We start from the raw sequence: 12,125 nt of genomic DNA, 5'->3' as shown, positions 1-12,125 counted from the left end.
GGTTTAGCGGGCCTTCCAGCGCAGCGTCTCGCCGCCGCGCAGCGGCACCAGCGTGGTGTCGCCATAGGGCAGCTCGGCCGGCAGTTCCCAGTCCTCGCGCTCCAGCGTCAGCATGCCGGTGTTGCGCGGCAGGCCGTAGAAGGCCGGGCCGTTGAAGCTGGCAAAGGCTTCCAGCTTGTCCAGCGCGCCGGCGCCGTCGAAGGCCTCGGCATACAGCTCCATCGCATGCAGCGCGGTATAGCAGCCGGCGCAGCCGCAGGCGTGCTCCTTCAACCCGCGCGCGTGCGGCGCGCTGTCGGTACCCAGGAAAAAGCGCGGGCTGCCCGAGACCGCGGCCGCCACCAGGGCCTCGCGATGGGTCTCGCGCTTGAGCACCGGCAGGCAGTAGTAGTGCGGGCGGATGCCGCCGGTGAAGATGGCGTTGCGGTTGTAGAGCAGGTGGTGCGCGGTGATGGTGGCGCCCACCGGACCGCTGGCGTCGCGCACGTATTCGGCCGCGTCCTTGGTGGTGATGTGCTCGAACACCACCTTCAGCTCGGGCATGTCGCGGCGCAGCGGCGTCATCACGCGGTCGATAAAGACGGCTTCGCGATCGAAGATGTCGATGCTGGGGTCGGTCACCTCGCCGTGCACCAGCAGCGGCAGGCCCGCGCGCTGCATCGCTTCCAGCGCCGGGTAGCAGCGGCGGATATCGGTCACGCCGGCGTCGCTGTTGGTGGTGGCGCCGGCCGGGTACAGCTTGACGCCGTGCACGAAGCCGCTGGCCTTGGCCGCGGCAATCTCTTCGGCCGTGGTGTTGTCGGTCAGGTACAGCGTCATCAGCGGCTCGAACTGCAGGCCGGCCGGCAGCGCCGCCAGGATGCGGGCACGGTAGGCCTGCGCCTGCGCCACCGTGGTCACGGGCGGCTTCAGGTTGGGCATGATGATGGCGCGTGCGAACTGGCGCGCGGTGTCGGGCAGCACGGCGGCCAGGGCCGCGCCGTCGCGCAGGTGCAGGTGCCAGTCGTCCGGGCGGGTGATGGTGAGCTTCTGGGTCATGGCTAGCTTGGGCCTGCCGCGGCGGCGGCTGGCGTTCGTCGAAATCAGAGAATCAGGATGGCGCGGTAGTCGTTCACATTGGTGCGCGTCGGGCCGGTGACCACCAGGTCGCCGATGGCATCGAACAGGCCCCAGGCGTCGTGCGCGTCCAGCTGGCGCAGCCCAGGCAGGCCGGCGGCCGCGGCGCGCGCCAGCGTGGTCGGATCGGCCAGCGCACCGGCATTGTCTTCCGAACCGTCGATGCCGTCGGTGTCGGCCGCGATCGCATGCACGCCGGGCATGCCGTCAAGTTCGACCGCCAGCGACAGCAGGAATTCGGAGCAGCGCCCACCCCGTGCCTTCATGGCACCACCGCCGGCAGGCAAAGTGACCGTGCACTCACCTCCGGAAATCAGCGCCACGGGCGCGGCAAACGGCGCATTGTACGCGCGAATCTCGCGCACCAGCGCAGCGTAGACGCGAGCCACTTCGCGCGCTTCGCCGGTCACGGTATCGCCCAGCACCACCGGCGTGATGCCGCGTTCGCGGAACAGCGCCGCGGCCGCCTGCAAGCTGCCATGGGCGGTGGCGATCATGCGGTTGTCGACCCGGGCGAACAGCGCATCGCCCGGCTTGGGCGTCTCCGGCACCTCGCCGCGGGCGCCGCGCTCCAGGTGCGCCTGCACGCTGGCCGGCACCTGCGCGCCCCAGCGGCGCAGGATCTCCAGCGCATCGGCAAAGGTGCTCGGATCGGCCACGGTCGGGCCCGAGGCGATCGCGCTGGGATCGTCGCCGGCCACGTCCGAGACGATCAGCGTGGTCACCGGCGCATGGCTTGCCTGCGCCAGCCGCCCGCCCTGGATGCGCGAGACATGCTTGCGCACGATATTCATCTCGGTGATCGGCGCGCCACAGCGCAGCAGTTCCCGGGTGGTGGCCTTCAGGTCAGCCATCGGGATGCCTTCGGCCGGCAGCGACAGCAGGCTGGAGCCGCCGCCCGACACCAGCACCAGCAGCCGGTCCTGCGGCGTCAGCGACTGCACGCTGGCCAGGATATCGGCGGCGGCCTGCTCGCCTGCCTCATCGGGCACCGGATGGCCGGCTTCGATCACGCGGATATGGTCGGTCGGCAGCCCGTGCGCGTAGCGCGTGACCACCAGCCCCTCCAGCGTGGCCTTGCCGGCGTAGGCACGCTCGACCGCCGCCGCCATCGACGCCGCGGCCTTGCCCGCGCCCACCACCAGTGTGCGGCCGCCCACGTGGGGGGGCGGCAGGTGCTGCGCCACGATCTGCAGCGGATCGGCCGCCGCCACCGCGGCGTGGAAGCTGTCCAGCAGCAAGGCGCGGGGATCGCCCGTGACCGCCGCGCTCACAGCGCCTCCGCGATAGCCAGGCCCAGGTCGGCCGTGCCGGCCCTGCCGCCGATGTCGCGCGTCAGCGGCGCATGTTCGGGGCCCGCGGCCAGCACCTTCTCGATCGCGCCCAGCACGGCGGCTCCGGCTGCTTCATGGCCCAGGTGCTCCAGCATCATGGCGCCGCACCAGATCTGGCCGATCGGGTTGGCCACGCCGCGCCCGGCAATATCCGGGGCCGAGCCGTGCACCGGCTCGAACAGGCTGGGGAAGGTGCGGTCGGGGTTGATATTGCCCGACGGCGCGATGCCGATGGTGCCGGTGCAGGCCGGGCCCAGGTCGGACAGGATGTCGCCGAACAGGTTGCTGGCCACCACCACGTCGAACCAGTCCGGATGCTGGACGAAATGCGCGGTCAGGATGTCGATGTGGTACTTGTCGACCTTGATGCCGGGATAGCTGGCCGCCATCGCCTCGACGCGCTCGTCCCAGTACGGCATGGTGATCGAGATGCCATTGGACTTGGTCGCCGACGTCAGGTGCTTCTTCGGCCGCTTCTGCGCCAGTTCGAAGGCAAACTTCAGGATGCGGTCGACGCCGGTACGGCTCATCACGGTTTCCTGCACCACGATCTCGCGCTCGGTGCCCGGGAACATGCGCCCGCCGATGCTGGAATACTCGCCCTCGGTATTCTCGCGCACCACGTAAAAGTCGATATCACCAGGCTGACGGCCGGCCAGCGGGCTCCTGATCCCGGGCATCAGCCGCACCGGGCGCAGGTTCACATACTGGTCAAACGAGCGCCGGAACTGCAGCAGCGAGCCCCACAGCGAGACGTGGTCAGGCACGGCATCAGGCCAGCCCACCGCCCCGAAGTAGATGGCGTCGTACTTGACCAGCGTGTCGAACCAGTCGTCCGGCAGCATCTTGCCGTGGCGGGCGTAGTAGTCGCAGCTGGAAAAGTCGAAGTGGTCCCACTGGAAGTCGATGCCGAAGCGGCGCGCCGCGGCGTCCATCACGCGGATGCCCTCGGGCATCACTTCCGTGCCGATTCCGTCTCCGGGAATCACGGCGATCTTGTATTGGCGCATGGTTATTGGGGAGATACGTGCAGGATGGCCGGTCGCCGCGCGCGGCCGGCCGACGCTGCTTGGCAGCGGCCCGGGTGCGCGGGATAATGTCTGCATTCTATTGCAAAGCGGCAGCCCGCTGCCGACCGGTGCCCCGATATGTGCCAGCTGCTAGGCATGAACTGCGCCACGCCGACCGACGTGACGTTCTCCTTCACCGGCTTCGCCGCGCGCGGTGGCCTGACCGACCATCACGCCGACGGCTTCGGTGTCGCCTTCTTCGAGGACAAGGCCTGCCGCCTGTTTATCGACAACCAGTCCGCCGGCACCTCGCCGGTGGCGGACCTGATCAAGCGCTACCCGATCAAGTCCAAGAACGTCATCTCGCATATCCGCAAGGCCACGCAGGGCACCGTGCTGCTGGAGAACTGCCACCCTTTCATGCGCGAGCTGTGGGGCCGGCACTGGATCTTTGCCCATAACGGCGACCTGAAGGGCTTCACCCCGTTCCTGTCCGGCGTCTACCAGCCAGTGGGCGATACCGACAGCGAACTGGCTTTCTGCACGCTGATGCAGGGCCTGCGCAAGCGCTTCCCGGGTTCGCAGCCGCCGCTGAACGAGCTGTGCCATGCGCTGGCCGACATCACCCGCGAGATCACGCTGCATGGCGTGTTCAACTACCTGCTGTGCAACGGCCAGGCCCAGTTCGCGCACTGCTCCACGCACCTGTACTACATCGTGCGGCAGTGGCCGTTCTCGACCGCGCACCTGATCGACGCCGACCTGTCGATCGACTTCGCCCAGGTCACCACGCCGGACGACCGCGTGGCGGTGATCGCCACCCAGCCGCTGACCGACAACGAGACCTGGACCCGCTTCGCCCCGGGCGAGCTGATCATGTTCGAGGACGGGCACCCGACCATGACGCTGACGGTGCCGATCCCGCCGGAAGTGCAGGCGAAGAACGCGGCCAACACGGCCTGCACCTGAGCCATCGGGAACGAAAAAAGGGACGCCGAGGCGTCCCTTTTTGATTGCCCTGCGAGGCCGGTCAATGATGCAGGATCTTCGACAGGAACTGCCTGGCGCGCTCGGAGCGGTGTTCGATATTGCCGAAGAACTCCTCCTTCTCGCAGTCCTCGACGATCTTGCCCTGGTCCATGAAGATCACGCGGTTGGCCACCTTGCGCGCGAAGCCCATTTCGTGGGTTACGCACATCATGGTCATGCCTTCCTGCGCCAGCTGCACCATCACGTCCAGCACTTCGTTGACCATCTCCGGGTCCAGCGCCGAAGTCGGCTCGTCGAACAGCATGCAGATCGGGTCCATCGACAGCGCACGGGCGATCGCCACGCGCTGCTGCTGGCCGCCCGACAGCTGGCCCGGGTACTTCTCTGCCTGGCTCTTCAGGCCCACGCGGTCCAGGTACTTCAGGCCCTTGGCCATGGCCTCGTCCTTGGAGCGGCCGAGCACCTTCATCTGCGCGATGGTCAGGTTCTCGGTGATCGACAGGTGCGGGAACAGTTCGAAGTTCTGGAACACCATGCCCACGCGCGAGCGCAGCTTGGGCAGGTTGGTCTTGGGATTGCCCACCGAGGTGCCGTCGACCAGGATATCGCCCTTCTGGAACGGCTCAAGCGCGTTGACGGTCTTGATCAGCGTGGACTTGCCCGACCCGGACGGGCCGCACACCACCACCACTTCACCCTTGGCGACCTTGGTGGTGCAGTCGGTCAGCACCTGGAAGGCGCCGTACCACTTGGAGACATTGTTGATTTCGATCATACAGCCACCTTTTTCTGGTAACGCTTGACCAGCAGCGAAGCGGAGAAGCAGATAACGAAGTACACCACGCCGGCGAACAGCAGCATCTCGACGATGCGGCCGTCACGTTCGCCGATGCCGTAGGCCTGGCCGAAGAAGTCGGCCAGCGCGCTGACGTAGACCAGCGACGTATCCTGGAACAGGATGATGCCCTGGGTCAGCAGCAGCGGCACCATGTTGCGGAACGCCTGCGGCAGGATCACCAGCCGCATCGACTGGCCATAGGTCATGCCCAGCGCCTGCGCCGCGAACATCTGCCCGCGCGACACGCTCTGGATGCCCGCGCGGATGATTTCCGAGTAGTACGCGGCCTCGAACAGCGCAAAGGCCACCAGCGCGGACGTCATGCGCAGGTCGGTCGCCGGCGACAGGTTGAACAGGTTCTGCAGCACCTGCGGAATGATCAGGAAGAACCACAACAGCACCATCACCAGCGGGATGGAGCGGAAGATGGTCACGTACCCCTGCGCAAACCAGTTCAGCAGCCTGAACGACGACAGCCGCATCATCGCCAGGATGGTGCCCCAGACGATGCCCACCACCACCGCGGTGACGGTGATCTTGAGCGAGACCATCATGCCCTCGCCCAGGACCTCGAGCGTGGCAGGGGTGATGGAAGTGAAATCGAAGGAATAAGCCATGGCGCCCCCTTACTTGCCGCCGATAAAGCCGGGCACGCGCGTGCGGGCTTCCACCCAGCGCATGATCAGCATCACCGTCACGTTGATCAGCGCGTACATCAGCGTGACCGCGATGAACGATTCATACGGGCGCGCGGTGTAGTCCACCAGTTGCCGGCCCTGCGCCGCCAGTTCCAGCAGGCCGATGGTCGAAGCCACCGCCGAGTTCTTGAAGATGTTCAGGAATTCGGAAGTCAGCGGCGGCACGATCACGCGGAACGCCATCGGCAGCAGCACGTGGCGGTACGTCTGCGGCAGCGTGAAGCCCATCGCCAGGCCGGCATTCTTCTGCCCGCGCGCCAGCGAGTTGATGCCCGAGCGCACCTGCTCACAGACCCGCGCGGCGGTGAAGGTGCCCAGGCACAGCATGGCGGCCAGGAACTGCTGCGCGAACGGGTTCATCTGCTTGATCGCCTCGCCGCCGGGCAGCAGCTCGGGCGCGACGAAATACCAGATGAACAGCTGCACCAGCAGCGGGATGTTGCGGAAGATTTCCACATAGGTGGCGGCGATGCCCGCCAGCCACTTGTTGGGCACGGTGCGCAGCACGCCGAGCACCGAACCGATGACCAGGGCGATGACCCAGGACGAGAGTCCCAGGGCGAGCGTTACCTTCAGGCCCGAGATCATCCAGTCCAGGTAGGTCTCGTTCTGGGCGGCCTGTTCGAGGAAAACTGCCCAATGCCAGTTGTAGTTCATGTTGCGTCCTCAAAAAGAAACGGAAGGACATGCCTTCCGTTTCACACTGCTGTCAACGGCAGGTCAGTCCAGCGCCTTGTCGTTCGGCGTCTTGAACAACGCCTTCATGTCTTCGGACAGCGGGAAGTCCAGGTTGAGGCCCTTCGGCGGCACCGGCGTCATGAACCACTTGGTGTACAGGGTGTTGATCGAACCGTCCTTCATCATGCCGGAGATCACGGTATCGGACAGCTTCTTGAACTGCGGATCGTCCTTGCGGATCATGCAGCCATAGGACTCGCGCGATTGCGGCTTGCCCACCACGATCCAGTCGGCCGGGTTCTTGGCCTTGGCGCGCTCGCCGTACAGCAGCGCGTCGTCCATCATGAACGCGACCGCGCGCCCCGACTCAAGCGTCAGGAACGACTGGCCATGGTCCTTGGTGCTGATGATGTTCACGCCCAGCTTCTGGTCGTCGTTCATCTTGCGCAGCAGGCGCTCCGACGTGGTGCCGGCGGTGGTGACGACGTTCTTGCCCTTCAGGTCGGCCCAGTCCTTGATGCCGGCGTCCTTCTTCACCATGATGCGCGTGCCGATGATGAAGATGGAGTTGGTGAACCCAACCTGCTTCTGGCGCTCCAGGTTGTTGGTGGTGGAGCCGCACTCGATGTCGATGGTGCCGTTCTGCAGCAGCGTGATGCGGTTCTGCGAGGTGATCGGGATTTCCTTGACCTGCAGGTTCGGCAGCTTCAGCTGGTCCTTGATGGCTTCCACGATCTTCATGTTGATATCGTAGGAATAGCCGACCTGGCGCACGCCGCCCAGGTTGTAATTGAACGGAATCGACGACTCGCGCACGCCCAGCGTGATGACGCCGGTGTCCTTGATCTTCTTCAGCGTGCCCGTCAGTTGTTCAGCTGCCTGTGCCGTCCCGCACATCACGCCCCCGGCAATCATCAGGGCAGCCAGCTTGGCAAAATTCATAACATCTCCTTGACCATGAAGAGAAAGCGGGATTCTAGAGATAAAACCCCCACTGGTGAAACAGTATTGCGCAGCATCCGCCGCAATACAACTGGGTTTTCTCCTAGAACCCCACTTTAGGGCAATCACTGCGCACGGCGTCCGGATACGACAACGCGGTCTCCGGCGCTTGCCGGAGACCGCGTCTGGCGGTCATGAGCCATGGGGAGCGGGACGATTATTGCATTGCACCATGGCAGTGCCTTGTCCCGTTTCCCGTGCCCAGATCAGGGATACAGGCCGCGCATCTCGCGCGCCTGCAGGATCCGCGTGCAGGCCACGATAAACGCCGCCGTGCGCAGCGTCACCTTGTTGTCCTGTGCCACTTGCCAGATTGCCCGGAAGGCTTCTTGCATGATCCGTACCAGGCGCTGGTTGATCTCCTCCTCGGTCCAGAAGAAGCTGGAGAAGTCCTGCACCCATTCGAAGTAGGACACGGTCACGCCGCCGGCGTTGGCGATCACGTCGGGACAGACCAGGATATTGCGCTCGCGCAGGATATCGTCGGCTTGCGGCGTGGTCGGGCCGTTGGCGCCTTCAATCACCAGCTTTGCCGTGATCTTGGGCGCGTTCTGCACCGTGATCTGGCCTTCCAGCGCGGCCGGGATCAGGATGTCGCAGTCGACTTCCCAGAACTGCTCGGTACGCAGGACTTCGCCGCGGAAGCCTTCGATGGTGCCGCTGTGCGAGGCGTATTCCATCATTGCCGGCACGTCCAGGCCGGCCGGGTCGAACAGCGTGGTGCGGTGGTCCTGCACCGCCACCACCTTGGCGCCGGCCTCATGGAACAGCTTGGCCGCCACCGCGCCCACGTTACCGAAGCCCTGCACCGCCACGCGCGCGCCCTTGATCTCCAGGCCGATATTGCGCGCGGCCTCGGAGCCGACCACGAACACGCCGCGGCCGGTGGCTTCGTGGCGGCCGAGCGAGCCGCCCAGCGAGATCGGCTTGCCGGTCACCACGCCGGTGGCCGTGCTGCCGGAGTTCATCGAGTACGTGTCCATCATCCAGGCCATGACCTGGGCGTTGGTGTTCACGTCCGGCGCCGGAATATCCTTGCTCGGCCCGATGATGATGTTGATTTCGCTGGTGTAGCGGCGCGTCAGGCGTTCCAGCTCGGCGTGCGAGAGCGTGCGCGGATCGACGCGGATGCCGCCCTTGGCACCGCCGTAGGGCACGTTGACCGCGGCATTCTTCACCGACATCCAGGCCGACAGCGCCATCACCTCGGACAGGGTCACGTCCTGGTGGAAGCGCACCCCGCCCTTGCCCGGGCCGCGCGACAGGTTGTGCTGCACCCGATAGCCCTCGAAATGGGCAATGGTGCCGTTATCCAGTTCGATGGGAACGTCGACGATCATCGCGCGCTTGGGGCGCTTGAGGGTTTCGACCCAGCGTGCCAGCGAGCCCAGGTAAGGCGTGACACGGTCGACCTGCTGCAGGTAGATGCCCCAGGGGCCGAGATTGTCGGCATTGAGGTAAGACGGGAGTGCGTGCTTTTGGCCACCAATATTGGTCGGTGCTGCGGAAGACATCGGTTGGTTCCGGTGTGAAGAATGCCCGCAAGCTTAGGGCTGGCGCCCCGCCCGAATCCAATGCCGTTTGCTCATCCGGTCATGCAAAACCTGCATAACGTTGTCATCTGGCGGAAACTGGGGAGCCGGCCGGCTGGGCGGACTGGGCCGCCGACAAGGTCGACCACACCTGGTCGACCAGCTGGCGCTTGCGCCGTGCGCCGGCGCGGCGTTCGTTGCCGTTCTCGCCCGGGCGCTCGCGGTACAGGCGGATTTCCATATCGATCGACAACGGCAGCCCGCGCGCCGACTCGGCCCGCACCAGCCGGCCCGCGGCCACGTCCTCGCGCACCGCGCTTTCGGGCAGGAAGGCCATGCCGTGGCCGGCCAGCGCCATCACCTTGAGCGCCTCGGCCATGTCGGTCTCGTAGCATTTGTCGAGCTTGAGCGCCTCGGAGGTGTCGGCCAGCAGCAGGTCGACCATGCGGCCGAGGAAGGCGTTGGGCGTGTAGCTGAGGAAGGGCACCGGCTTCTTGTCGGTGCCGGGCAGCCGGAACTGCGGCTTGCCGGCAGCGTCCGGCACGCTGTAGGGCGACAGCCGCTCGGTACCAAGCACCAGCATGTCGTACCGGGCCGGATCCAGCTGGATCGCCTGGCGCGCGTGGTGGTAGACCATCACCAGGTCGCAGCCGCCTTCCACCAGCATCAGCACCGCGTCGTGGACGTTGAGCGCGCGCAGCCGGCACGGCAGCGTGCCGATCCTGCGCTCCAGCGCCTTGAGCCATTCCGGGAAGAAGGTCAGCGACAGCGTATGCGGCACCGCGAACTCCAGCACCTGGGCGTTGGCCGAGCGCTGGCCGCGCATCAGCGCGCGGGTCTCGCTGACCTGCGCCAGCATGGCCAGCGCCTGCTCGTAGAACACCTTGCCGGCCGGGGTCAGGCTGGTGGGGTAGCTCGAGCGGTCGATCAGTTCGGTGCCGACCCACGCCTCCAGCGACTGGATGCGGCGCGAGAACGCGGGCTGCGTGACGTGGCGCAGCTCGGCCGAGCGCGAGAAGCTGTGCGTCTCGGCCAGGCTGACGAAGTCTTCAAGCCATTTGATTTCCATGACGCGGATTATCCACCCGCGGCATGGGGGCCGTCACCTGGCCCCGGGGAGCACGGCGGACTACGCTGCCCCGCCCTTGCCCTCGTGCCGCTGGCGCAGCCACGGATAGCGCCCGACATCCTGCCCGCCATAGTCGGGATCCAGGTAGACATAGCAGCGCTGGATGCGGAAGTCGCGGATTTCGAACACATCGCACCAGCGCCCGGCGTGGGTGACGTCCGCGCGCCAGGTCTCGCCGCTCTTGAGGCTTCCGGCCGAGGTGCCCTCCACCACCAGCAAGTCGCCCTGCTGGATGAAGTTGGCATGGGCGATATCATGGCGGACCGACTCCAGGATTCCCATCAGGTCCCCGAACAGCTGCTCGATCTGCGCGCGGCCGTGCGCCACTCCCCATTTGGGAAAGCAGAACTCGGCATGCTCGTCAAAGAGATCGAGCACGCTCTCGCCGCGGTCCATGCGCTTGAAATACTCCAGCGCAACCGCCTTGCGCTGTTCATCCGTCATTATCTTGATTTCCATGATCCCTGAATCCTTGGCCGGCACGCCCCCGGGCGGGCCTGGCACCAGAAGAAGCGCGGTCCGGGCCGCGCTTGTGAAGGTCGGCTTGTTACTTGGCGATGGACTCCAACGCGCTGTAGGTCATGTCGCCTTCCTTGATCTTCGCTTCATTGAGCTTGTAGCCGCGGAACATGTAGATCGAAGCGTGGCGCGCCTTGAAATCGATGATGTCGCCCTGGATCGAAGAAGAGTACTTGGTACCGTCCTCGCCCACTGACGGGGTCATATGGAAGTTGATGAACTTCCAGAACTCGCCCTTCTTGTCATAGGCTTCGCCCATGTAGACGCGCGGATAGTTCACGTCCATATAGACCACCTTCTTGCCGTACGGGTGCTCGCCCGGCGGCGTGCCTTCGATCACCCACACCTCGCGCGGTTGCCAGGTCTGCACCGGGTTCCAGTACGGCGCGTTTTTCAGGTCCACGGTCTTCCATTCGTCCGGCGTCCCCTTCTTCGACGGGGTGTAGCCGAGCCTGGCATCCGAAATTGCCAGGATCCAGCGCTTGCCCACCAGCTTGATCTTCGGATACCACGAGGGCCTGGCGTTCCAGACGTAGATGTCGTCGTTCAGCACATCGAGCCCGCCCACCGGGTCCATCCACGCCCCGCCGGACAGGCGCCGCGTGCGCCGGGCCGACTTGATATAGGCCCAGCTGTCTTCCACCTTCGGGCTGTCATAGCGGATGGTGAACGTGCCCAGCCCGCGGATATCCTCCGGCGCGGTCGCGGCGAACAGCGTCTTGCTGAGCACGCTGCCATCCCCCAGCACCGGCTTGTCGCCGCTGAGCCGTCCCTTCATGTAATAGCGCTGGAACACCCAGTCCTGCGTCGACTCCAGGCCCTTGTCGCCGCTGATCATCAGGAAGGTGACCTTGTTGTTGATGACGTCCCCTTCCGGTGAGGCGTAATAGAAGTTCCAGATCAGCTTGTCGCCGGCAAAGGGGTCGTTCTGGCTGACTTGCGGGAAGGGAATGCCGGCCTCCCAACCCGTGACCTCGCGCGTCTTTTCATCGAACTGCGCCTTGCCCGCGTTCTTGCGGGTCGCCTCAAGGTACTTGGGATCGAGCTGCACGGGCTTGGCGTGGCCAAGCGGAATCGTCAGGCCGGTATTGCGGATCTGCCATTCAAGCTTCTCGGTCAGCAGGCTCGCAATGGTGTGGCCGTCGAAGGTGTCGTTCTTGACCTTGTCGATGTTGGCCTTGTCGATCACGGTGCCGGCGGGCAGTTCAGCGGCGACGGCAAGAGTGCCGCCTAGCGCGGCAAGCATGCACAGCGCGAGTGTCTTCTGGATGCGATACAT

12 protein-coding genes are annotated in these 12,125 nt (G+C 65.5%); 1 reads left to right on the top strand and 11 read right to left on the bottom strand.

Features of this window, described 5'->3' with window-relative positions:
- Positions 1 to 3: 3 nt before the first annotated feature.
- Genes pyrC through AC3WLF_RS08730 form a run of 3 tightly spaced genes read right to left on the bottom strand, consistent with a single transcriptional unit; the run spans position 4 to position 3,460 of the window.
- Positions 4 to 1,038, bottom strand: coding sequence for a dihydroorotase (gene pyrC / locus AC3WLF_RS08740; protein ID WP_492358088.1), 1,035 nt, complete (start codon positions 1,036 to 1,038; stop codon positions 4 to 6).
- 44 nt (positions 1,039 to 1,082) lie between these two features.
- Positions 1,083 to 2,390, bottom strand: a complete 1,308-nt coding sequence (locus tag AC3WLF_RS08735) for a glycerate kinase type-2 family protein (RefSeq protein WP_492358087.1) — start codon at positions 2,388 to 2,390, stop codon at positions 1,083 to 1,085.
- Positions 2,387 to 3,460 carry a tartrate dehydrogenase gene (locus AC3WLF_RS08730; RefSeq protein ID WP_492351973.1) on the bottom strand — a complete coding sequence of 358 codons (1,074 nt, stop codon included), beginning with the start codon at positions 3,458 to 3,460 and terminating at the stop codon, positions 2,387 to 2,389. The genes AC3WLF_RS08735 and AC3WLF_RS08730 overlap by 4 nt, the downstream gene beginning before the upstream one ends.
- A gap of 138 nt (positions 3,461 to 3,598) precedes the next feature.
- On the opposite strand from AC3WLF_RS08730, the gene AC3WLF_RS08725 reads away from it, so the two are divergent.
- Entirely contained in the window at positions 3,599 to 4,429 is an 831-nt protein-coding gene (locus tag AC3WLF_RS08725) for a class II glutamine amidotransferase (protein ID WP_010813913.1), read from the top strand.
- Positions 4,430 to 4,490: 61 nt separating this feature from the next.
- On the opposite strand, the gene AC3WLF_RS08720 is transcribed toward AC3WLF_RS08725, so the two are convergent.
- The 8 genes from AC3WLF_RS08720 to AC3WLF_RS08685 form a co-directional block, all read right to left on the bottom strand.
- Positions 4,491 to 5,225 (bottom strand): amino acid ABC transporter ATP-binding protein, encoded by a 735-nt coding sequence (locus AC3WLF_RS08720; protein WP_010813914.1) that lies wholly within the window; start codon positions 5,223 to 5,225, stop codon positions 4,491 to 4,493.
- Positions 5,222 to 5,905 carry a glutamate/aspartate ABC transporter permease GltK gene (gene gltK / locus AC3WLF_RS08715; protein WP_010813915.1) on the bottom strand — a complete coding sequence of 228 codons (684 nt, stop codon included), beginning with the start codon at positions 5,903 to 5,905 and terminating at the stop codon, positions 5,222 to 5,224. Before gltK ends, AC3WLF_RS08720 begins: the two co-directional genes overlap by 4 nt.
- Positions 5,906 to 5,914: 9 nt before the next feature.
- Positions 5,915 to 6,643 carry an amino acid ABC transporter permease gene (locus tag AC3WLF_RS08710; protein WP_010813916.1) on the bottom strand — a complete coding sequence of 243 codons (729 nt, stop codon included), beginning with the start codon at positions 6,641 to 6,643 and terminating at the stop codon, positions 5,915 to 5,917.
- Positions 6,644 to 6,706: 63 nt separating this feature from the next.
- Positions 6,707 to 7,606, bottom strand: a complete 900-nt coding sequence (locus AC3WLF_RS08705) for a glutamate/aspartate ABC transporter substrate-binding protein (protein ID WP_010813917.1) — start codon at positions 7,604 to 7,606, stop codon at positions 6,707 to 6,709.
- Between the two features lie 266 nt (positions 7,607 to 7,872).
- Positions 7,873 to 9,180 carry a Glu/Leu/Phe/Val family dehydrogenase gene (locus AC3WLF_RS08700; RefSeq protein ID WP_492358086.1) on the bottom strand — a complete coding sequence of 436 codons (1,308 nt, stop codon included), beginning with the start codon at positions 9,178 to 9,180 and terminating at the stop codon, positions 7,873 to 7,875.
- 103 nt (positions 9,181 to 9,283) lie between these two features.
- On the bottom strand, positions 9,284 to 10,267 hold the full coding sequence (locus AC3WLF_RS08695) for a LysR substrate-binding domain-containing protein (protein WP_011614535.1): 984 nt from the start codon (positions 10,265 to 10,267) through the stop codon (positions 9,284 to 9,286).
- Positions 10,268 to 10,327: 60 nt separating this feature from the next.
- On the bottom strand, positions 10,328 to 10,786 hold the full coding sequence (locus AC3WLF_RS08690; RefSeq protein WP_492319057.1) for a nuclear transport factor 2 family protein: 459 nt from the start codon (positions 10,784 to 10,786) through the stop codon (positions 10,328 to 10,330).
- 88 nt (positions 10,787 to 10,874) lie between these two features.
- Positions 10,875 to 12,125, bottom strand: a complete 1,251-nt coding sequence (locus tag AC3WLF_RS08685) for a DUF1329 domain-containing protein (protein ID WP_492319056.1) — start codon at positions 12,123 to 12,125, stop codon at positions 10,875 to 10,877.

The organism is Cupriavidus sp. FW306-01-F10A (assembly GCF_058782785.1).
The sequence above is the reverse complement of the archived record's forward strand: the minus strand, read 5'-3'. Positions and strand labels throughout refer to the sequence as shown.